This window comes from Hymenobacter sp. HSC-4F20 (assembly GCF_019599275.1).
Classification (GTDB): domain Bacteria; phylum Bacteroidota; class Bacteroidia; order Cytophagales; family Hymenobacteraceae; genus Hymenobacter.
Genome location: NZ_JAHZTD010000005.1, coordinates 74,691 through 95,128 on the forward strand (window position 1 = coordinate 74,691; position 20,438 = coordinate 95,128).

Below are 20,438 nucleotides of genomic sequence, written 5' to 3' on the forward strand. Positions count from 1 at the left end.
CTTGTCTGCGAAGCTAAAAATCCGGGAATGGGGCCGGCGCTACCTGCCGGCCGAGGCACTATCAGTAGTAGCTACGCTGGGCGGGGCAGGCGTGGTCTGGCACCTGACCCCGGGCGAAGACCTGCGGGCAGCCCTGGCGGGTACCTGGGCAGGCAACGTGGCGTACTTCGGGTGGCTGCTGGCCCAGGATGTGCGGCTGGCCCGGCGGGAGTTGCGGGCCCAGGGCAGACGCTACACCAGCCGCGCCTTCGGGCGCAACGTGCGGGCGTTAGCCGTGGAGTTTGGCCTGGCGGAGGTGCTCGACAGCCTGCTGATTCGGCCGGCGCTGCTGTACTGGCTGCCCCGTTGGACCGGGAGCCACGCGGGCGGTGTGCTGCTGGCCAAATTCCTAGCCGACGTCACCTTTTACATCCCGGCCATTCTGAGCTACGAACTTAGCAAAAAGCACCTGCGTAACTTCGGCAGCGACTAACGCTGCCTCCGGGTGGCTCCTGCTTGCTTTTATGCACCCACCCAGCCTCCCGGTTCTTACCCTCGATTCGTTTCCGCAGAGCCGGCCGCGGCCCTGGTACCTGGAGCGGCTGGCCCAGCACGTGGCCAACTTCCCCGGCGTGAGCCAGCCCCACGCCCACGACTTTTACCTGCTGCTCTACGTTACCCACGGGCGCGGCACGCACACCATTGACCTGGTTAGCTATGAGCTGCACCCGGGCAGCCTGTTTTTTATGACGCCAGGGCAGGTGCACCATTGGCAGCTTTCCTCCGATGCCCAGGGCTACGTGGTGCTGTTCGAGGCCGCCTTTTACTTATTCCGCTACCCCGGGGCCCGGCTGTTTGAGTACCCCTTCTTCCAGCACGCCCACCGCCCGGTGCTGCAACTGCCCCCCGATGAAACCGAACTGGGGCCGCTGTTCGCGCGCATGTGGGGAGAACACCAGGCACCGGCGCCGCAGCAGGATGAGGTGTTCCGCTCCTACCTGCACATTTGCCTGGAGCTGGCCGCCCGCCTCTACCCCCCGGCCCCGCCAAAACCCGCGGCGGGCGAGGCTCCTCATGCCCAGCAACTGCTGCGCGAGTTCGGCAGCCTTATCAACCAGCACTTCCGCAGCCAGCGCACGGTGCAGCTCTACGCCGATTTGCTGCACGTGTCGCCCAATCATCTTAACGCCTTGTGCCGCCGCCACTTGGGCAAAACGGCCAGTACCCTGATTCAGGAACGCGTGCTCATTGAGGCCCGCCGCCTGCTGCGCCACACCTCTGCCACTATTGCTCAGGTGGCCGATGCCCTGGGCTTCGAGGATGCCTCCTACTTCAGCCGCTACTTCCGCACGCACGCAGGCCAAACGCCCGAGGCTTTCCGGACCGCGTAACCTCATGGCTCCCCCACCCGACCACTCCACCCAGCCATTGGGCAGAATCTGTGGCAGATGATGGCCCCGCGTTGATTTGTACCGGACAAAGCCGAAAATGGCTCTTACGGGCGCGCATACGCCGTTTTACTTTTGTCTTACGATGTCACCAACACGTAAGAATCATGACAAGAATCAATTCAACGGCCCTGGCGCTGCTGCAACAACGCTGCCCCCGTTGCCACGAAGGCCCCTTGTTTAGCTACTCCGCGGCCAACCCCGTCCGCTTTGCCGAAATGCCGGCGCACTGCCCCGTGTGTGGGCAGGCCTACGAGCCAGAGCCGGGCTTTTACTGGGGTGCCATGTTCATCAGCTACGCCTTCTCCACGGCCATTATGCTGGTAACGGGGTTTCTGGTGTACTACCTGTTCCACGACCCGGCCGTGTGGGTGTACGTGACGAGCGTAGCCGCCCTGGCCGTATTGCTTACCCCGCTCAGCCTGCGCTACTCCCGCACCTTGATGCTATACTGGTTTGGCGGTGTGCACTACCAACCACGGCCAGCAGGAACGCACTAGCGGCAGCTCTCCGGCGGGTTTGCTACCGGGCTACTCTCCCCTTTTACCGACGCCGCCAAGCGTCCGGGGTTGCTCTACCTGCCAGTGGCTGTTCGCCCCGGCTAAGCACTGATGCCAGAGGAGGCCCTAGGTACCCAAAACGCCGGGAGCCCACGGAAAATCCGGACCCAGTGCCCGGTTTTTCCGTAGACGCGGCACCTACTATCCTTGCCCCGTGTCTGACCTTCTGCTACACCCCAACGCCCAGTTGTTCCGGGTCCGCCACCCCGATTGGGCGGCCAACGCCACCATCTACGAAGTAAACCTGCGTCAATTCACGCTAGAAGGCACGTTTCGGGCGTTTGAAGCGCACCTGCCCCGGCTGGCATCTATGGGCGTAAGTATTGTGTGGCTGATGCCGGTTCACCCCATTGGCGAGGTAGGGCGCAAGGGCACCCTGGGCAGCCAGTACGCCGTGCGCGACTATTTTGGGGTAAACCCGGAGTTTGGCTCCCTCGACGACTTGCGCCACCTGGTGCAGACCGCTCACCAGCTGGGCCTGCGGGTACTGCTCGACTGGGTAGCTAACCACACCAGCTGGGACAACCCCCTGGTGCAGCAGCACCCCGACTGGTACCAGCACGACGAGCAGGGCCACTTGGTGCCGCCCGTGCCCGACTGGACCGATGTAGCAGCCTTGGATTACCGCCACCCCAAGCTGCGCCGCTACATGACCGACGCGCTGCTCTACTGGGTGCGCGAGGCTGACATTGACGGTTACCGCTGCGACGTGGCCGGCTTGGTGCCCACCGATTTCTGGGACGCAGCCCGCCGGGAGCTAGACGCAGTGAAGCCTCTGTTTATGCTGGCCGAATGGGACGAGCTGTATCCGTCGGGCGGCCTAACCTGGGAGCAGTTCAACCCGGATACGAAGCTGCTGGAGAAGGCCTTCAACATGACCTTTGGCCTGCGCCTGCACTACCTGCTCGACCACATTGCCGAGGGCAAGCACCCCCTCCGCGACATTGATAGTTACCTGGCCGCCGAACGGGCTAAGTACCCGCCCTCGGTATACCTGATGCACTTCACCAGCAACCACGATGTGAACAGCTGGGACGGCACCGAGTATGAGCGCCTGGGCCCGCTGGCCCTACCCTTTGCGGTGCTTACCGTACTGCTGCCCGGTATGCCACTGGTATACACCGGCCAGGAAGCGGCCCTCAACAGGCGGCTGGCCTTCTTCGACAAAGATCCTATTAACTGGCAGGACTACCCCCTCCAGGAGTTCTATACCCGTCTGCTCCAGCTCAAGCGCCGCCATTTTGCCCTCCAGAACGGCGACCCGCTCAGTCGCTTCCAGCGCCTGCCCAGCCCCGACGACACCTACTGTTTTCTACGTACCAAAGGCCTGGCGGCTGTGCTTACCGGCGTTAACATTAGCCCCGAGCCCCAGCTGCTTGTGCTACCAGCTGCCGCCGCCGGCACCTGGCAGGATGTGTTTAGTGGCCAGACGCTACTGTTCCGGGCGGGCGAGGAACTGGTGCTGCCGCCCCAGGGCTGGCGGGTGCTGGAGAAGCAGTAAGCCTTGTTTAGCCAGCACCGTATCCTGGAAAAAATGGTCTACCGCTTGCCTACCCGCACGGCCACGTCGCCGAAAGCCCAGGCATTACCGGCGCCATCGTAGAGGTAGCCGTTGCGAAGAAGCAAGTCTGCCCGCGGCGTTTGCGGGGTAGCTAGGTAGGGGAGTAGAAGCAGCGAGACAATCAGCCGGAAGAAGCGCATAAGCCCGTACGGCCAGACCAGTACCAGCAAGTTTTTAAGCCTACAAGCAGCTGTGGTAGTGTTGCTTGCCTACAAAGTACCCCCTATCCTGTTGCTGCTGAGTGTTCCGCAAACCTTAGCAGGCTGCGTGGGCGGCCGCTGCACCAAAAGGTGGTGTTCCTCTGCTTTAGCCCGGCAGTATTTCGCTGGGGGCCTGAAATTCCTCTTTACATCCACTGCATTTGCTGCAGAATAGCCTCCGTGAGGGCCCGGCGGCCGGCCATGAAGCGCTTGTCGGCTTTCGGGCCATACTGAGGCTCCACGTTAAGAGCAAAGATGGCCGTGCGGCCGTCGGTGCGCTCGATCCAGCCCACAAACCACCCGTTATCGGGATTGTTGGCGGAGTGGAAGCGCCAGCCGGTTTTGCCGTAGAGCGAGTACGCAGGGGTTTTCTGTAGCAGCAGCAGCCGCTTCACAGCCCGCTGGTGGCGCACCTCCACTGGCAGGGTTTCCGCTTGCAAACGCCGCAGGAAATCTACCTGCTCAAACTGACTGATACGCGAGTTACCATCCAGCCAAAAGGTATCGAGGGTGCTAGGCGTGACCATGATGCCGGGGTAGCGCAGCTTACGCAGCCACTGCTGATAGGGCTTCACCCCAACGCGGCGGGCCAGCTGCTGGTAGCACGGCACACAAGACACGCGCAGGGCCCGGGCGTAGGGCATATCCTGGTTCCACTGCGGGAAGTCGCGCTTCACCCCGTCCCAGCGGCAGAGGGTGGCTGTATCGGGCAGGGTGCCGGTTTGCAGGCCAATGAGAGTATTCGGAATTTTAAACGTGGACGCGGGCAGAAACCCCTGGCGGCAGCGCTTTTCCTGGTAGGCGGTGAAGCGGCCCGTGGCAGTTTCGTAGAGCAAAAATGAGCCGCGCACCCCGTACGCATCGAAATGTTGCTGAAAGTTTCGCTCCGTAACACGAGGCGCGGGCGCGGTACTAAGCAGCAGCAAGCAACTGAGGCTCAGCAGTAGGTAGCAAGTCCGTAGCATAGCCGCGAAGATAAAGGCCGCACCGCAGCGGAGCGCGCCGCCGTCTGCTGGGTGAGCTATTGCCCTGACTGCGGCGGAGTGAGCTGCTCCACTATACGCGCAATGCGGCGCTGCCGCGTTTCGGGCCGACGCGCGGCAGCCAACTGCTGGAGGTGCTGCTTGCGGCTACTGGGAGCCAAGTGGGAAAAGCTCTGCTCAGCGCCGGGGGTAGCAGCCAGGGCCGCGGCCAAGTCAGGCGGCACCCGCAGGGCATCTACCTCGTCCAGCGCGGTCCAGCTGCCGTCCTGTTGCGCGGCGGCTATCTTGACCTGTCCGGCTGGCATGAGCAGCCCCGCGGCACGGAGCTGCTCGATGCGCTTTTTGTTGACTGCCGACCATACGCTGCCTTTTCTGCGGGGCGAAAAGTACAGGTGAAAGCGGCTGGCGTCGACCTTGCGGGGCAACGAGTCGATCCAGCCGAAGCACAGGGCTTCTTCCACAGCTTCGGCGTAGCTGAGGCGGGGCGGGCCGCTGCCTTTCTTGTAGAGTACCAGCCAGATACCTACCGAGTGAGTATGGTGGGCTGCCAGCCACGCCCGCCACTCCGGGCGGCTGGGGGCATCCACTACTTCCAGCGAATCCAGTTTCGTAGCCATGCGGTAAAATACATTGTGGCACACCCAGGTCCTAACCTCCGGGCCTTCTGCCGGTTTACTTCATCATTTCCTTTCCTTACGCACCCAACGTATGCAACACCGTGAACTGGGCCGCTCCGGCCTGCGCATCGCGCCCCTTGTGCTGGGCGGCAACGTTTTTGGCTGGACGGCCGACGAAGCTACTTCCTTCCGTATTCTCGACGCCTTTGTGGCCGGGGGCGGCAACGCCATTGATACTGCCGACGGCTACTCCGTGTGGGTGCCGGGCCACGTGGGCGGCGAGTCGGAAACTATCCTTGGCAAGTGGCTGCGGCAGCGGGGCCGCCGCGACGACGTGGTTCTTGCCACCAAGGTCGGCTGGGAAGTCAACCCCGAAAACAAGGGCCTGCGGAAAGACTACATCCTGCGTGCCGTAGAAGGCTCGCTCCAGCGCCTGCAAACCGACTACATCGACCTCTACCAGTCGCACAAAGACGACCCCACGACGCCCGTGGAAGAAACCCTGGAAGCGTATGCCCGCCTGGTGCAGCAGGGCAAGGTTCGGGTAATCGGGGCCTCGAACTTTGAGGCGGCCCGCCTGCGCGAGTCGGTGGAGGCCAGCGCCCGCCTGGGCTTCCCGCGCTACGAGACGTTGCAGCCGCTCTACAACCTCTACGACCGGTCCGAGTTTGAGCAGGAGCTACTACCCCTGGTACAAGAATACCAGATGGGCGTGATTCCTTACTATGGGCTGGCCGCAGGCTTCCTTACCGGCAAGTACCGCACCGAGGCCGACCTGCAAAAAAGTGCCCGCGGCGGCGGTGTGGGCCAGAAATACCTCAACGAGAAAGGGCTGCGGATTCTCGGGGCACTGGATGCCGTGGCAGCCCGGCAGCAGGCCACGCCCGCCCAGGTGGCCCTGGCCTGGCTGCTGGCCCAACCCGGCCTGACGGCACCCATTGCCAGCGCTACCAGCCCCGAGCAGGTGCAGGAGCTGCTGCACGCTACCGAGCTGCAGCTAAGCCCCGAAGACCTGACGCAACTGGGGCAGGCTAGCGCCTAGCTCTGCCTCTGCCACGTGCCCCGGCCGGAGTAGCTGCTACTCCGGCCGGGGCACGTGGCATTGGGCCTGCTCTGCTCCCGGCTGGCAACTCTGTCGCGGCGGAGGTGTGGGGGCTACCCCAGGTGGGCCCCGGCAGGTGTTGTAAGCAAACAAGAAGGAAAAATATGGTCGGCATGCCGACATCTTTCTATTGACTCGGCCGTCCTTCCCTATCTTACCGACTGAGTGTTTTCCTTGTCCTCCATGACCATTCGTACCGCTACCCGGCCCGACCTCGACAACCTGTATAGTATCTGGACTGAGCTGATGGACGAGCATCAGACCTATCACCCCATCTTTGGCTACCACCGGCTAGCCGAAGCGGAGTTGAAACGGGTGCTGCTACAGCGGCTGCAGGAGCCGTACACGCGGTTTTTCATTGTGGAAAGTTCCGAGGGGCTGGCCGGGCTGCTCGTGGCTATGTACCAGATTGGCAACAATGGCATGCACTTTAACCGGCGCGGCTACATTGCCGAAACTATTGTGCGGCCCCAGTTTCGGCGTACCGGCCTGGGGCGGCTGCTATTTGAAACGGCCCGCGAATGGCTGACCCGCCAGGGTGCCGACCACTTAGAATTGCAGGTGGCCGTAGCCAACCCCGGGGGGCAGCAGTTCTGGGCCGCTTTGGGCTTTACTCCCGCTACCTACCACCTGATGCTGCCCCTATCCGCGCCGGCTAACCCAGCCGCTACCGGCCAGCCATATTAATGTCGATTTAATTAACTGTGCAGCTACTACCTGCGTTAGACCGAACACGGCCAAGCTGGCCGGTCTGCTTTTCTGCTGTGTATGCTTCTTGCCGCCGATATCCAGCCCTTTGACTGGAAACGCTTACTGATTTCCGATACTGCTCCTCCTCTTTTCCTGCTGGAAATTGCCTTCCGTTGCGTAGTCACCTATCTGCTGGTGCTGGGAGCCTTGCGTGTAACGGGCCGGCGCGGGGTGCGTCAGCTCTCTATCTTCGAGCTAAGCATTATCCTGGCGCTGGGCTCGGCTGCCGGCGACGCCATGTTTTACGACGACGTGCCGATGCTGCACGTAACGGTAGTATTCGTGGTGGTTTCGGTGCTGTACTTGCTGTTCAATTGGCTCACAGAGCACTATCCTCGTTTCTCCGACTGGCTGGAAGGGGCCCCCATCCTGCTAATCGAGAATGGAGAAGTGAAGTTTGACGTTCTGAAAAATCAGAACCTGACCCAAAAAGAGCTATTTGGGGAGTTGCGCCAACACCAGGTGGAGCACCTGGGGCAGGTACGCCGCGCCTACATGGAGGCTACTGGCAACGTGAGCATCTACTTTTTCGAGGATGCTGACGTGCGGCCTGGTCTGCCGATCTGGCCGGAGCGCCTAAAGCAACTAGAGCACCGGGTGGACGAAGCCGGACCGCATGCCTGCACCTGTTGCGGCCACGTGCAGCAGCTGCCCCGCGGCGGGGTTGCCCGCTGCCCGGTGTGCCACGAAGACGCCTGGGTGCCCGCCTGCACCGATAGGCGCGTGCAGTAACGCCATCCTTTCGTACGCCACTTTTCTCCAACCCACCACTACATTTTACGCTGGCGGGGCCGCCGCCCGCAGCTGGGTGGTCAGCCATTGTACTACATCGGTGTCAACCTGGTCGCGGCACTCATCTAGTCCGTGGCCGCAGCCGGGGTAGAGCAGGAGTTGCTTGGGTTGCCGGGCCCGCTCATAAATACTTTCAGAGCAACGATGGGGCAGTATCTCATCGTTGGTGCCGTGCAGCACCAGTAAGGGCCGGGGACTTATACGCGGGGCCAGGTCAGTGCCGTAGGTTTGGCTACTCATGGCCACTACGGCCGTCACGGCGGGAGTTAGCGCACCAGCACTGATGACTACCGCCCCCCCGAATGAGTGCCCGACCAGGGCAACGGCTCCGTAGCCACGATGCTCCACCAGGTACTGCACGGCCAGCAAGACATCCACCACGCACTCCTCTAAGTAATTGGGCTTGCGGTAGTGCAGGCGCAGAGAGGCCACACCCTGCGCCACCAGCTGCCCGGCTAACCGCGGATACATGCCCCACGCAGGCCCATCGAGACCCCCACCCGCGCCCCCGACCCACACCACCACGGCGGCCCCGGCGGCAGCCGGATGCAGGCGCGCGGTCAGTGAGCCGGCGTTGGTACGCAGCGTGAGTTCTTCCACCCCTTAAGCTTGGCGGTCTACCGTTACTGTTTCTAACACATATTCCTGCGGTTGTCGTTGCTGCCGTGCCATACGCGTACTGCTTTATCGTTGCTCAAGAGGTGTACTACTGCGGGCCGAAAATGATGCAGCTGAGGTAGCCGGCAAGGGTGCTACCGGCCTGCGTATTGTCTAGCTTTGTGGCCTACCCTTCTTGCGCCGCTAGCCATGTTGCCCCTGCTCCACGTTCATCATATTGCCATTATCTGCGCCGATTACTCTCGCTCGAAGCAGTTTTATACCGAAGTGCTGGGCCTGCGCATACTCCGGGAAGTATACCGCGCCGAGCGAGAATCGTGGAAGCTGGATTTAGCCCTGGGCGAGCAGTACATCATCGAGCTGTTTTCCTTTCCGCAGCCGCCCGCCCGCCTCACCCAGCCCGAAGCCACTGGCCTGCGCCACCTGGCCTTTGCCGTTTCCGATATAGACCTCACGGTGCTTCACCTCCGCCGCCACGGGGTAGTGGCGGAGCCAATGCGGGTAGATGAGTTTACTGGCCGGCGCTTCACCTTTATTCAGGACCCCGACGGGCTACCTCTGGAATTCTATGAGCAGTAGCCGCGCTTGCCGGGCCTTTGCTCAGGAAAGATGCCGGCCACAAAAAAGCCCACTGCTGCTCGCAGTGGGCTTTTTCACGAAGAAAAGCGGCGTTATTCCACCACCAGCTTCTGCACTACCTTGCCACCGGGCAGCTCGGCTTCCAGCAAGTAAATGCCTTTGGAGAGCTGGTGCTGCACAGTTACCTCGGCGGTGTTCTTGGCCGGTAGCCGCGTCAGCACGGCCCGGCCCGTAAGGTCGCGCACCACGAGGCGGGCTGGTAGTCGGCTGCTATCGGCGAAGCGCACCCGGAAGCTGCCGTGGCTAGGATTAGGATACACCACCAGCGCACCCGCGGCCTGCGCCGACTGGCTGCTGAGCACCGATTGGTATCGGGCTTCCAGCCAGTTCAGGTTAAACGAGCCGGTTTGCACGAGCACGCGCAGCACGTGGCGGCCCGCTGTGAGCGGTACGGCCCCGGGTACCGTGAAGGTGCGCCAGGTTTGCCAGCCGCCGGTAACGGCAAAGGTGGCCGTGTGCAAGTCCTGGGGAGTGCCGCTGTCCAGCAGCTGCAGCTTTACGACGCCGGCCGTCGATTCGCTGGCCACCCGGTAGTCCATCTGGTACATACCATCCTGGGTCACATTCACCACAAAATCGAGGTAGTCGCCGGGCTCAGCGTGGCCTACGTTCAGGCCCCCGCCGGTGTCACTGCTGTTTTCGGTTTCCAGGCCGCTGTTTACGGAGAATTCTGCCGCCTTCATCCTACCCGGCAACTGGTGGCGGATAAGCTCGGTTTTGTTGAGGATGAATTCGGCGGTGAAAGCCTGCAAGGCCTCATTAGCGTATGTTTTCACGGTGCCATTGCCGTCGTAGCTCACTTTTACTACGGTAGTGGGCGTGATGGTTTGGGGCAAGGTCAGCACCAGCTGCTGCTGGGTGTTCAGTGAGGCTGCACCCACCGTAGCGGGCGCCCCGTTGAGCAGCAAGCGAAAACCCTGGTTGCTGACGGAAGCCGAGGACACGGGCTTGTTTAAGGTCAGCAGCACGGCGGTACCCTCCGCGTTGGTCTGGCCCGATACCAGCCGCAGGGGCGTGCCTGCGGGTACGCCCGTCAGGCGGAACTGCATCCAGTTCAGGTTAAACTCGCCCGATACCACGTCAATGCGAACCTGCTGGCTGCCGGCCGCCAGGCTAAACTCTTGCCCGGTAACGGTTTGCCAGGTTTGCCAGCCGCCGGTAGAAGCCACCGTCAGGGTTTCCAGCGGGGTAGTCTGCCCGTTGACCACGCTCGATACACGAATCACGCTGGGGCTGGCATTGGCGCTGGCCACCCGGTAGTCGACGCGGTAGGTGCCCGCTTCCTTTACTGTCACGTTGTAGCCGAAATAGTCGCCGGGGTTAAGGTAGCCCACCTGGGAGCCACCGCCCACATCGGCCGCGCCGCCAACGGTTACGCCTTCGTTTACGTCCAGCGCCTCAGCTTCCAGGCGGCCCGGAATCAGCTTCAGCGTGGCCGGATTTACCAGGTCCAGAGTTACGGGCTGGTCGGTGAAGGCAGCCAGGGCTACGGCGCCGGTGTTGGTAACGGTAGTGCCGGCGTAGCTCACCGTCACCACGTCGCCGTAGGTTACGGGCGTTGCCAGTGTAAGCACCAGCCGCTGCGGGCTGGTAGCGGGCTGCGCAGCCGCGCTGACGGTGGCGGCCGTGCCATTCACCTTCACGCTGAAACCGGTGGGCGCCGTTACCGGGGTCAGGGCTTGGTTAAACGTCAGTACAACGCTCCGGCCGGCCTCCGCCGTAGTAGCCGCCAACAGCTGCGGGGCCGTGGTGGCTGCGTGTGGGGCACTGAACTGCAGGTAGTTGAGGTTGAACCCGCCATTGAGTACGTGCAGCCGCAGGGCATTGGTGCCAGCAGCCAGGTACACGTCCTTAATCTCGGCTGAAGTCCACGCCGACCAGCTACCGGAACTGGGCAAGGTAATAGTTCTGGTCAGGGGCAGGCCATTGCTGCTCAGAGTGATTTGCCCCCCACCCGAGGCAGAGGCAATGCGCACCTGCACATCGTAAAGTCCGGCGGCGGGCACCTGCACGGTGTACTGCAGCCATTCTCCGGTTGAAATCCAGCCCACGTTGTAGCCGTTGGTTACGGCGTCGCGGTTGGTTTCAATGTCTACGCCATCGTTGCGGTACACCCAGCCCTGGTTCCAGGCCTGGTACTGGTTGGTGTCGGAGTGGTAGGTGGCCGTATCCAGGTCGTAGTAGGCAGCGCCGTTACGGCCCAGGTCGTAGTTCACGGCAAAAAGCGGGGCTGTGGGGCTGAGCGTGTAGGGCTGAAACGGCCGGGTAGCGGTGGTAGCTACCTGCCGGAACAGCGCATCAATGTAGTCGGGGTGGTAGAAGGTGTTTTCGATTTTGTAGGCTTCGGCCAGGGCGGCCAGGCCAGCCACCGCTTCGCTGTCGGAAGGCCGGGCGCCTGAGCCCTTCCAGTAGTTGAGTACCTTCTCGTAGGCGGCGGGGCGGCGCACCTCCAGCGGGGTGTTCAGCCCTACCTTCTTTAGCGTCCACCACGACCAGCCGATGTGGTTCTGCTCCAGCAGCTGAATAGCCGACCGGTGCCAGCTGTTGGAGTTCTCGCCCGATTCGCCCATCCAGAGCGGCACGTTGTAGCGGCTGCTCTGGTCCAGCATGCCCTGGATGGCGCTTTTGGTATTCGCGTTCCAGTACTTATGGAAGCTCATCACCACGTTATTGTCGTTCATGGGCCACAGGCCCGAGTGGTTGCCCGCCCAGCAGTTGCCCTCCACGTAAATAATGTGCTGCTTGTCTACCTCCCGGATGGCCGTAGTAATATCATTCAGCAGTGCTTTAAGCGGGGCGTTGGTTTGCTCGCTGCAGCCGTGCAGGTCGCCGGTGGGGTTGGTAAAGCCCCAGTTGGTTTCATTGATGAGGTCGTAGCCGCCAATCCAGGGCTCATTGGCGTAGTGCTCGGCAATGCGCCGCCACAGGGCCACCGTTTTCTGGCGGTTGGCTGCACTCTGCCACAGGCTAGGCTTGGTGGGGTCGTAGTCGGAAATGGCCGCGTCGGTGCCCTGCCCGCCGGGGGCAGCGTGCAGGTCCAGGATCAGGTAGATGCGGTTAGCCTTGCACCAGGCCAGCAGCCGGTCGGTCAGCTCGAAACCCTTGGGCCGCCAGGTGTTCTGGCCCGCCACCGGCTCCTCCTCAATAGGGGCCGTGAACAGGTTGTAGTGCAAGGGCACCCGGATGGAGTTGAAGCCCCAGCGGGCCAGGGAGTCCACGTCGCGCTTGGTGATGTAATTGGCCAGCCAAGCATCGTAGAAAGCCTGGGTTTGCGCCTCGCCTACCAGCTCCCGGATTTTTGTCCGGATTTGGTACTGCGGGTTAGCAAAGCTTTCGGTCTGCAGCATGTAGCCTTCCTGGAGCATCCAGCCCCCGAGGCCCATGCCACGCAGGATTACTTCCTGACCCTGGTCGTTTACAATGCGGCGGCCATCGGCGCGCAGGAGTTGGCCGTAGCCAGAGGTGGTGCCCAGCAGCAACAGCAAGAGCCCGATGGCCCATGCGGGTAGCAGTTTTCGCATAAGATATGGTGGGTTTGGAAAGGTTGACGCGGGGACGGAGGGTAGCCGGCTTAGGCTACCGCAGATAAACAACACGTTGGATATAGGTAAGCTAAAAGAGAATAATACCCGGAAGAAACGGCAAAAACCAGCAAGTAAAAAGCTTTCTGGTGCAGGTTTTGCGCCTTTTCCCGGCTACAGCCGAACTCACTTGCGCCGTAAGTGTATAGGGCTTCCTACCCTAAAGCGGCTATTTAGTAGCCTGCTACCTGTTCTGCGTGTGCCTATACTGCATTATGTCCTTGACTTCATTTTGTAAGGCTACCTGCGGCAAGTAGCCCCGCCAGGAGGTAGCCAAGCACGTAAGGCCGGTGCGCCTTCTACCTGGGTTTAGAGGCCTAGCTCAACCGTTTTTAGCATACTAGCGCGGTATTTCACGTAGTTTATCCTTATGAACCCGTGTTCCGTTCTACCTTGCTCCCGTTATGGCCGAACTACCCCAACCACTCCCCTACCTCATCATTGATTTTGACAGCACCTTCACCCAGGTAGAAGGCCTCGACGAGCTGGCCGATATTGCCTTGGCAGGTCAGCCTAACCGGGAGGAGGTAGTCGGCGCCATTCGGGCCCTCACGGACCGGGGCATGAGCGGGGAGCTGAACTTCTCGGAGTCCTTGAAGCAGCGGCTGGCCCTGCTGCCGGCCCGGCGCGAGCACCTGCCGCTGCTGGTGGAGCGCCTGCGCGGCAAAGTATCCGAAAGCATCCAGCGCAACCGCGGCTTTTTCGAGAAGTTTCACGGGCGTATCTACATTGTCAGCAGCGGCTTCCGGGAGTTTATTGAGCCGGTGGTGGCGGAGTTTGGCCTTGATGCCGACCATGTGCTGGCCAACACCTTTACCTTCGACGCGGAAGGCCGCATTACCGGCTTCGACGCGGAAAACGTGCTCAGCCGCGACGGAGGCAAGATTCTACAACTGCGCCAGCTCGACCTCGACGGCGACGTGTACGCCCTCGGCGACGGCTACACCGACTATCAGATCCGGGAGGCCGGGCTGGCCAACCGCTTCTACGCCTTCACCGAAAATGTGCACCGGGAGGCCGTAGTGGCGCGCGCCGATGAGGTGCTGCCTTCCTTCGACGAATTTCTCTACCAGAACAAGCTTCCGATGACGCTCTCCTACCCCAAAAACCGCATCAAAGTCCTGCTGCTCGAAAACCCCGACCCGCGCGCCGCCGAGCTGTTCCGCCAGGAAGGCTACCAGGTAGACACCGTACCCGGCGGCCTCGACGAGGACGAGCTAGTGCAGCAGATTGAGGGCGTGAGCATTCTGGGCATCCGGAGCAAAACCCAGGTAACCCAACGGGTGCTGGACGCCGCCAACCGCCTCATCAGCATCGGAGCGTTCTGCATCGGCACCAACCAGATTGACCTGACGGGCTGCATGAAGAAGGGCGTAGCCGTGTTCAATGCGCCCTTCAGCAACACCCGCTCGGTGGTAGAGCTGGCCCTGGGCGAAATCATCATGCTAGCCCGCCGCATCCCCGAGAAAAGCCCCAAAATGCACCAAGGCGAGTGGGACAAGTCGGCGAAGGGCTCATTTGAAATCCGGGGCAAGAAGCTGGGCATCGTGGGCTACGGCAACATTGGCTCCCAACTCTCGGTAGTGGCCGAGGCCGTGGGCATGCAGGTGCTCTACTACGATGTGGCCGAGAAGCTGCAGCTGGGCAACGCCGTGAAGTGCCGCACCCTGGAGGAGCTACTACGTCAGTCCGACATCGTAACCCTGCACGTGGATGGCCGCCCGGCCAATACCAACCTCATCGGGGCGGCCGAGCTGGCCATGATGAAGCCCGGCGCCCTGCTGCTCAACAACAGCCGCGGCCACGTAGTAGATGTGCCCGCCCTGGCCGCCGTGCTGCGCTCCGGCCATCTCGGCGGGGCTGCCGTCGATGTGTTTCCCTACGAGCCCAAAACCAACCAGGAAAGCTTCGAGAGTGAGCTGCGCGGCCTACCCAATGTGCTGCTTACGCCCCACGTGGGGGGTAGCACCGCCGAGGCCCAGCGCAACATTGCCGAGTTCGTGCCCGAGCGGATTATGCAGTACGTGAATACCGGCAACACCCAGCAGAGCGTCAATTTTCCCAACATTCAGCTGCCGGAGCAACAGGCCCACCGCCTCATCCACATTCACCACAACGTGCCCGGCGTACTGGCCCGCATCAACAACGTGCTGGCCCAGCACCACGTCAACATCCTGGGGCAATACCTGAAAACCAACGAGCACATCGGCTACGTGATTACCGACATCGACAAGCAGTACGAGCCGGAGGTAATTGGCGAGCTGCGCAAAGTGGAACATACCATCAAGTTCCGGGTGCTGTACTAGGGGCCTCTGCTTATACCTTATAAGAAAGCCTCTCCCGGCCGTGCAGTGCTACGGCCGGGAGAGGCTTTCTTATAGGATTCGGTAACTGACTAGCGGTGGCTTACGCGCTGGGTGCTGACGGTGCCGGCCGCCGTGGTGAGGCGCAGCACATATAGGCCGGCGGGCAGGCTGGGCAGGTTAGGCAACACCTGAGGCTCAGCCGAGAGCGGCAGGGTAGCCGAGTACACGGTAGTGCCGGTCAGGGAGGTCAGCGTGATGGTGGTGGCTTGGCGTGCCGAGCCGGCCGGCAGCGCTACCAGCAGCTCCTGGGCGAAGGGGTTGGGGTAGGCAACGGCCGGTTGGGCGGAGCCAGCTGGGCGGCTCAGAGTTACTACCGAGGAGTAGTAGGTAGCACCATCCTGGTCTACTTCGCGCAGGCGGTAGTAGCGGGTGCCGGCCACTTGGCTGTTGGCGGCCGCATCCTGGTACTGATAGGTGCGGGTGGTGGTGCTGGTACCGGCGGCGGCCAGTTGAGCTACCTCCTTAAACGTGGCGCCATCCTCAGAGCGCTCTACCACAAACCGGGCGCTGTTCAGCTCCTGAGAGGTAACCCAGCGCAGCAGCGTGCCGGTGCTGGTAGCCTGGCCCGTAAAGGAAACCAGCGTTACCGGCAGAGGGCGGGCTACGGATACTACCTGTTCAAACTGATATACCGTGCCGACGTCGTTGCCCACCAGCAAATCCAGGTACCCGTCGCCGTCCACGTCCACCAGAGCCGGGGCCGCGAAACCGCCCACGTCCACGGCTACGCCGTTGGCACCGGTCATAAGGGAGAGGGCCGTAAAGGTTGCCGAGTTAACGCCGGTTTGCTCAGCACGGTAGATGGTGCCATCCTGGCTGCCCACAATCATATCAATGAGGCCGTTCCCGTCCAGATCCGTGAAAACGGGCTTGGAGTAGCCCCCGGCGTCCAGATTAGCCCCAGCGGCGTTGGTAAGCGTGGTGGGGGTAGTAGAGAAAGGACCGTTGGGGCTGGTCTGCTCATAGCGGCGAATCAGGCCATCCAGGGCTCCTACCAACATATCCAGCAGGCCGTCCCCATCCAGGTCCACAATAGAAGGCTTCACCACGTCGGTGCCATCAATGCCCGGCAGGATACCGAGGTTGGTGAACGTGCCGGCCTTGGCGGCCGTCTGCTCAAAGCGCGTGATGGTGCCGTCCTGGGCGCCTACCAACAAATCCAATAGCCCGTCCCCGTCCATGTCCGTCACGGTGGGCTTGGCAAACTGCCGGGTGTTGCCGGTGTTGTTCACCGTTAGGGTGGCCCCGCTGCCCAGGGTTAGTTGGCCCAGGTTGGTGAAGGTAGCAGAGTTGGGGGCCGACTGCTCCATGCGGTAGATGGTGCCCGTTGCCTCGCCAACCAGCAGGTCAATCAGCCCGTCGTTGTCCAGGTCGGTAGACGCGGCCGTGGAGTACGTGCCCACGTCGAAGGAGTTGAATGAGGTGGAAACCTGGCGCAGAAAGCCAGTTCCGGCGGGGCGAGTTACGGTAAATTTGTTGGTGCTCAGGACAGTACCCCCAGCCGTTGTAACCCGCAGGAACCCCGAAATGGCTTCGCGAGGTACCTGCACGCTCACGGAGGTATTGGTGTTGGCCGGGCTGGCCAGAATAGGCATGGGCTGGCCGTTAAGCATCACCGAGAGCGTGTTGCTCAGCACCGTGCCCCTAATGGTAACGATGGTGGCAGCGGTTCCCTGCGAGGACTGACCGCTGGAGCCGCTGGTGGGTGTAAAGCTGAGAATAATTGGGGCCTGCGCCAGGGCGGCGGCGGGCAGTAGAAGCGTACCAGCTACAGCAGCGGAGCGGAGAAGGCGAGGTAGAAAGAGGGCCATAGGTGTAGGGAAGGGAATTTGTCTCAGGATTGGAAAAGGGCGAATTCTCTGGTTGAGAAACAGCCGCGTTTTTTCCTTTTTTGACAAAGCTATCCGTCCTTTTTCCCATGCTGGGCAAATTGAGTCCAATCCTATGGTTCAGTCGGTGAATCGACTAAAATGCTATGCGAGCCTTTTTGTGCTACTGTTCCGCAGCTAGGTTGTCGGCATTATAGCCGCTCGCGCACCTGGGTAAGGATTTTCTCCATTTCTGCCCGCACTGGGGCGTCGTCGCCGGGCAGGTTATTGTTCAGGAAGCTGAACGCCAGCAGCCGTCCCGATTTGGTTCGCACGTAGCCTACCAGGTTGTGGTTGTTGGTGAGCGTGCCGGTTTTGCCCCACAGCCAGGGTTTGCCCGCTACCGGGCGGTAGCGGCGGCGCAGCGTGCCCTGCCCACCGCCGGCCGCCAGCAGGCTCAGTAGGCGCGTTTCCTCTACTTCCTGATGCAAACGTACCAGCAGTGCCGTAAGGGTGCGGGGCGTCACGAGGTTCAGGCGCGAAAGGCCGGAGCCATCCACCCAAATAACGCGGTCAGGTAGCCCGGTCAGGTAGCGCTGCTGCATCATCCGGATGACGCGGGCTGTGCTGAGCGAGTCTACCCCCAGCGAGGAGGAGCACATTAGCAGGAGCTGCTCGGCCAGGAAATTGTCGCTTACCCGAATCATGCGGCGGTAGAGCGAATCGACGGGCAGCCCGCGCAGGGTATACACCGCATCCTGGAGCCGCAACCGAAACGGGGCGGGGAGCACGGGCCGGCGCAGGGTGTCCTGCAGCAGCTGCAGAAGCAAGGTTGGGCTGGTGCGGAAGGGCGTTTCATACACCCAATTTTTGGCGCTGGGAAAAACGGTGAAGCGGTTTTCCAGCTCAGTGCGGTGCACATGGTCATCCGCAGGGTTTGGAGTGCCCGCCGGAGCCAGCGCTGTCAGGGGCCGAAAGAAGCGCGGGTACACACGTGGCATGGGCTGCCCGGCTTTCGCGTAGAAGCGCACCGTGTGCCCATACACCGGAAATGCCCCCCGCTCGGGCTGAAAGTAGTAGTTGTAGTCGTCCCAGCTCCAGCCGGGGCCGAAGGCCGTCACGGTGGGTACGTCGGCATAAAACAGCTTTTCGGGCCGATTACGCAAGAAAGCCAAAGCGCGCGCCGAGGGTACGTCGCCGTGGAGCAGGGTAGGGTCGCCGGTGCCCCAGAACAGGAGGCTGTCGGGGCGTACTACGTAGTGCAGGGCCGGTAGCGAATCGGGCAGCATCCGCAGGCCGGCGTACAGGCTGAACAGCTTCATGGTGCTGGCCGGGGTGAAATACCGGTCTTCGTTCTGCCCGAAAAGCTGCTGGCCGGTAGCGGCATCGGTCAGGCATACTCCTACGTTATGCCGCCGCAGTGCCGTTGATTCGCGCAATAGCTGCTCCAGCCAGGGCAGATTGAAAGCAGGCCCAGGGGTAGCAGGGGGCAGCGTTTGAGCCACAACAGCCCCCAGTGGCAGGCAGAGCAGCACCAGCAGGGCACGTTGCAGAAAGCGAAAGAACGACATCAGAGCAGAAGCAATAAGCAAAACGCCTGCAACTTGGGTAAAACCGCTGCGCTTTTCAACTGCCTGGCTTTTGGGCAGACGTAAGTTGTGGTTAAAACCTCGTGTCATCCGGCGCCCAGCGAAGGACTTCTACAGAGGGTAATGCAGCCGTTACAACGAAGCGGGAGAGGCCCTTCGCTAGGCGCCGGATGACACGGGGTTTCCTGGAAAACACCTTCTGCCATCATCTCCCCTACCCTCCGAGCGGCTTCAAACCCTGCCTGTTTCCTGCGTAGCGACCAGCTTCTTTGCGGCATCGGTGCCTGCCGAGGCCATAATTTCATAGCGGCTGCCCAACGGGCAAAGGCAACCTCCTCAGAACCTGTCAGTATGAGATACTACATCTATCACGAACTACCTGCTGGTTATGTCTGTCACCAACGAACTACTCAATACCGTCCTGCGCCACGCCGGCCAGGAAGTTTCGCGCAAAGAATTCCTGAGCCTTGCGGGCCGGGGCCTCGCTGTGGGGGTAGCGGCCAGCACCCTGGCCAGCTGTCAGGATAAGTCGTCCTCTGCTTCGGCGGCCACCACGCCCACCACCGGCACGCCCGCCTCAGAGGTGGACGGCTCCACCGTGTACACCGCGCCCGACGGGCAGAAAGTACCGTCCTCCGAAGCCGTGTCGCCGCCGGCCAAGGTGCCCACCGACCTCAACCAGCCCATTGAACTGGAAGCGTGGAAGTCGGACGTAGATCCTCAATCGGGCCCGGTGCCTACCCCTCTACCCCTGGACAAGCGCGTGGGCTATGCGCTGGTGGGCCTGGGTCACCTGACGCTGGAGGAAATTCTGCCGGCCTTTGGAGAATGCAAAAAATCGAAGCCGGTGGCCCTGGTCAGCGGTTCGCCGGAAAAGCTCAAGAAAGTAGCCCAGCAGTACGGCATCAAGCCCGAAAGCTGCTACAGCTACCAGGAGTACGACAAGCTCAAGGACAACCCCGAGGTGCAGGTGATTTACATTGTGCTGCCCAACTCCATGCACGCCGAGTACACCATTCGGGGGGCCCAGGCCGGCAAGCACATCCTCTGCGAAAAGCCCATGGCCAACTCCGCAGCCGAGTGCGAGGCCATGATTGCGGCCTGCAAAAAGGCCAATAGAAAGCTGATGGTGGCCTACCGCATTCAATACGAGCCCTACAACCGGCAGGTAAAGGAAATGGTACGCGGCAATAAGTTCGGCAAGCCCAAGTACATCGAAGCCCAGAACAGCCAAAGCTCCGCCAACCCCGACCACTGGCGCCACAAAAAGGACCTGGCCGGCGGCGGCGCCCTCCCCGATATTGGCCTGTACTGCCTGAACACCAGCCGCTTCGTGCTGGGCACCGAGCCTACGGAGGTATTTGCCTACTCCTATAGCACCCCCGGCAACCCGTTGTTCAAGGAAATAGAGGAAGCCATGTCGTGGCAGATGCGCTTTCCGGAGGGCGTCATCGTCAACTGCATCACCCACTACAACACCCACGATTCGCGCTTCTACCGCGTAAACTCCGAGCGAGGCTGGATTCACGTGGATAATGCTTACGCCTACACCGGTCAGCAGCTGCAGACCTCGCACGCCGAGGGGCCCGCCAAAATGAAAACGCAGGTAGTACTGAGCGAGAAAAACCAGTTTGCCGCCGAAATGGACCACTTCTCAGAGTGCGTGCTGGAAGACAAGCCGCCCCACACCCCCGGCGAGGAAGGTCTGCAAGACCACCGCATCATGGAAGCCATCTACCAGTCGGCCCGCGAAGGTCGCCCAGTGAAGCTGACGGAAGTAAAAGGCACCGACGTGTTCCGCGGCCCCGAGCCCAAACAGGCGTAGTAGCGTATCATTTCAGACAA

The 20,438-nt window shown here is 61.6% G+C and carries 17 protein-coding genes; 10 read left to right on the forward strand and 7 right to left on the reverse strand.

Annotated elements, in window-relative coordinates; translation table 11 throughout:
- Nucleotide 1 precedes the first annotated feature (1 nt).
- The 4 genes from K3G63_RS21045 (at nt 2) to K3G63_RS21060 (ending at nt 3,488) form a co-directional block, all read left to right on the forward strand.
- Nucleotides 2-472, forward strand: a complete 471-nt coding sequence (locus tag K3G63_RS21045; RefSeq protein ID WP_220616116.1) for a hypothetical protein — start codon at nt 2-4, stop codon at nt 470-472.
- A gap of 31 nt (nt 473-503) precedes the next feature.
- A complete protein-coding gene (locus tag K3G63_RS21050; protein WP_220616117.1) occupies nt 504-1,370 on the forward strand; it encodes an AraC family transcriptional regulator in 867 nt (288 codons plus the stop codon).
- A gap of 164 nt (nt 1,371-1,534) precedes the next feature.
- The gene (locus tag K3G63_RS21055; protein WP_259404621.1) at nt 1,535-1,927 is read left to right on the forward strand and encodes a DUF983 domain-containing protein; all 393 of its coding nucleotides are present in this window, start codon (nt 1,535-1,537) and stop codon (nt 1,925-1,927) included.
- A gap of 214 nt (nt 1,928-2,141) precedes the next feature.
- The gene (locus tag K3G63_RS21060) at nt 2,142-3,488 is read left to right on the forward strand and encodes an alpha-amylase family glycosyl hydrolase (protein ID WP_220616118.1); all 1,347 of its coding nucleotides are present in this window, start codon (nt 2,142-2,144) and stop codon (nt 3,486-3,488) included.
- Between the two features lie 38 nt (nt 3,489-3,526).
- Here the strand turns inward: K3G63_RS21060 and K3G63_RS21065 are convergent, their stop codons facing one another.
- The 3 genes from K3G63_RS21065 to K3G63_RS21075 form a co-directional block, all read right to left on the reverse strand.
- Entirely contained in the window at nt 3,527-3,688 is a 162-nt protein-coding gene (locus tag K3G63_RS21065) for a hypothetical protein (RefSeq protein ID WP_220616119.1), read from the reverse strand.
- Nucleotides 3,689-3,894: 206 nt separating this feature from the next.
- Entirely contained in the window at nt 3,895-4,713 is an 819-nt protein-coding gene (gene blaOXA / locus K3G63_RS21070) for a class D beta-lactamase (protein ID WP_220616120.1), read from the reverse strand.
- A gap of 56 nt (nt 4,714-4,769) precedes the next feature.
- Nucleotides 4,770-5,348 carry a YdeI family protein gene (locus K3G63_RS21075; protein WP_220616121.1) on the reverse strand — a complete coding sequence of 193 codons (579 nt, stop codon included), beginning with the start codon at nt 5,346-5,348 and terminating at the stop codon, nt 4,770-4,772.
- Between the two features lie 91 nt (nt 5,349-5,439).
- Here K3G63_RS21075 and K3G63_RS21080 point away from each other — a divergent pair, with 91 nt between their 5' ends.
- The 3 genes from K3G63_RS21080 (at nt 5,440) to K3G63_RS21090 (ending at nt 7,932) form a co-directional block, all read left to right on the forward strand.
- Complete coding sequence (locus tag K3G63_RS21080) at nt 5,440-6,390, forward strand: aldo/keto reductase (protein WP_220616122.1); 951 nt, start codon at nt 5,440-5,442, stop codon at nt 6,388-6,390.
- A gap of 243 nt (nt 6,391-6,633) precedes the next feature.
- A complete protein-coding gene (locus K3G63_RS21085) occupies nt 6,634-7,137 on the forward strand; it encodes a GNAT family N-acetyltransferase (protein ID WP_220616123.1) in 504 nt (167 codons plus the stop codon).
- 81 nt (nt 7,138-7,218) lie between these two features.
- Nucleotides 7,219-7,932, forward strand: a complete 714-nt coding sequence (locus K3G63_RS21090; RefSeq protein WP_220616124.1) for a DUF421 domain-containing protein — start codon at nt 7,219-7,221, stop codon at nt 7,930-7,932.
- Nucleotides 7,933-7,977: 45 nt separating this feature from the next.
- Here K3G63_RS21090 and K3G63_RS21095 read toward each other — a convergent pair whose 3' ends face one another.
- Nucleotides 7,978-8,592: an alpha/beta hydrolase gene (locus tag K3G63_RS21095; RefSeq protein ID WP_220616125.1), complete on the reverse strand. Its 615-nt coding sequence runs from the start codon at nt 8,590-8,592 to the stop codon at nt 7,978-7,980.
- 207 nt (nt 8,593-8,799) lie between these two features.
- Here K3G63_RS21095 and K3G63_RS21100 point away from each other — a divergent pair, with 207 nt between their 5' ends.
- Nucleotides 8,800-9,189 (forward strand): VOC family protein, encoded by a 390-nt coding sequence (locus tag K3G63_RS21100; RefSeq protein WP_220616126.1) that lies wholly within the window; start codon nt 8,800-8,802, stop codon nt 9,187-9,189.
- A 92-nt stretch (nt 9,190-9,281) separates the two neighbouring features.
- Here K3G63_RS21100 and K3G63_RS21105 read toward each other — a convergent pair whose 3' ends face one another.
- On the reverse strand, nt 9,282-12,770 hold the full coding sequence (locus K3G63_RS21105; protein ID WP_220616127.1) for a carbohydrate-binding protein: 3,489 nt from the start codon (nt 12,768-12,770) through the stop codon (nt 9,282-9,284).
- A 464-nt stretch (nt 12,771-13,234) separates the two neighbouring features.
- Here K3G63_RS21105 and serA point away from each other — a divergent pair, with 464 nt between their 5' ends.
- On the forward strand, nt 13,235-15,136 hold the full coding sequence (gene serA, locus K3G63_RS21110) for a phosphoglycerate dehydrogenase (protein WP_220616128.1): 1,902 nt from the start codon (nt 13,235-13,237) through the stop codon (nt 15,134-15,136).
- Nucleotides 15,137-15,225: 89 nt separating this feature from the next.
- Here the strand turns inward: serA and K3G63_RS21115 are convergent, their stop codons facing one another.
- The gene (locus K3G63_RS21115; RefSeq protein ID WP_220616129.1) at nt 15,226-17,007 is read right to left on the reverse strand and encodes an FG-GAP-like repeat-containing protein; all 1,782 of its coding nucleotides are present in this window, start codon (nt 17,005-17,007) and stop codon (nt 15,226-15,228) included.
- Nucleotides 17,008-17,216: 209 nt separating this feature from the next.
- On the reverse strand, nt 17,217-18,575 hold the full coding sequence (locus K3G63_RS21120; RefSeq protein WP_220616130.1) for a D-alanyl-D-alanine carboxypeptidase/D-alanyl-D-alanine-endopeptidase: 1,359 nt from the start codon (nt 18,573-18,575) through the stop codon (nt 17,217-17,219).
- A gap of 406 nt (nt 18,576-18,981) precedes the next feature.
- Between K3G63_RS21120 and K3G63_RS21125 the strand changes: the two genes are divergently transcribed.
- On the forward strand, nt 18,982-20,418 hold the full coding sequence (locus K3G63_RS21125) for a Gfo/Idh/MocA family protein (protein WP_220616131.1): 1,437 nt from the start codon (nt 18,982-18,984) through the stop codon (nt 20,416-20,418).
- Nucleotides 20,419-20,438 lie beyond the last annotated feature (20 nt).

What these genes read in the sequence shown, in the direction of transcription:
- K3G63_RS21050 (WP_220616117.1), top strand. Translation starts at nt 504, where the DNA reads ATGCACCCACCCAGCCTCCCGGTTCTTACCCTCGATTCGTTTCCGCAG.
- K3G63_RS21055 (WP_259404621.1), top strand. Translation starts at nt 1,535, where the DNA reads ATGACAAGAATCAATTCAACGGCCCTGGCGCTGCTGCAACAACGCTGC.
- K3G63_RS21065 (WP_220616119.1), bottom strand. Translation starts at nt 3,688, where the DNA reads ATGCGCTTCTTCCGGCTGATTGTCTCGCTGCTTCTACTCCCCTACCTA.
- blaOXA (WP_220616120.1), bottom strand. Translation starts at nt 4,713, where the DNA reads ATGCTACGGACTTGCTACCTACTGCTGAGCCTCAGTTGCTTGCTGCTG.
- K3G63_RS21075 (WP_220616121.1), bottom strand. Translation starts at nt 5,348, where the DNA reads ATGGCTACGAAACTGGATTCGCTGGAAGTAGTGGATGCCCCCAGCCGC.
- K3G63_RS21080 (WP_220616122.1), top strand. Translation starts at nt 5,440, where the DNA reads ATGCAACACCGTGAACTGGGCCGCTCCGGCCTGCGCATCGCGCCCCTT.
- K3G63_RS21085 (WP_220616123.1), top strand. Translation starts at nt 6,634, where the DNA reads ATGACCATTCGTACCGCTACCCGGCCCGACCTCGACAACCTGTATAGT.
- K3G63_RS21090 (WP_220616124.1), top strand. Translation starts at nt 7,219, where the DNA reads ATGCTTCTTGCCGCCGATATCCAGCCCTTTGACTGGAAACGCTTACTG.
- K3G63_RS21100 (WP_220616126.1), top strand. Translation starts at nt 8,800, where the DNA reads ATGTTGCCCCTGCTCCACGTTCATCATATTGCCATTATCTGCGCCGAT.
- K3G63_RS21105 (WP_220616127.1), bottom strand. Translation starts at nt 12,770, where the DNA reads ATGCGAAAACTGCTACCCGCATGGGCCATCGGGCTCTTGCTGTTGCTG.
- serA (WP_220616128.1), top strand. Translation starts at nt 13,235, where the DNA reads ATGGCCGAACTACCCCAACCACTCCCCTACCTCATCATTGATTTTGAC.
- K3G63_RS21115 (WP_220616129.1), bottom strand. Translation starts at nt 17,007, where the DNA reads ATGGCCCTCTTTCTACCTCGCCTTCTCCGCTCCGCTGCTGTAGCTGGT.
- K3G63_RS21120 (WP_220616130.1), bottom strand. Translation starts at nt 18,575, where the DNA reads ATGTCGTTCTTTCGCTTTCTGCAACGTGCCCTGCTGGTGCTGCTCTGC.
- K3G63_RS21125 (WP_220616131.1), top strand. Translation starts at nt 18,982, where the DNA reads ATGTCTGTCACCAACGAACTACTCAATACCGTCCTGCGCCACGCCGGC.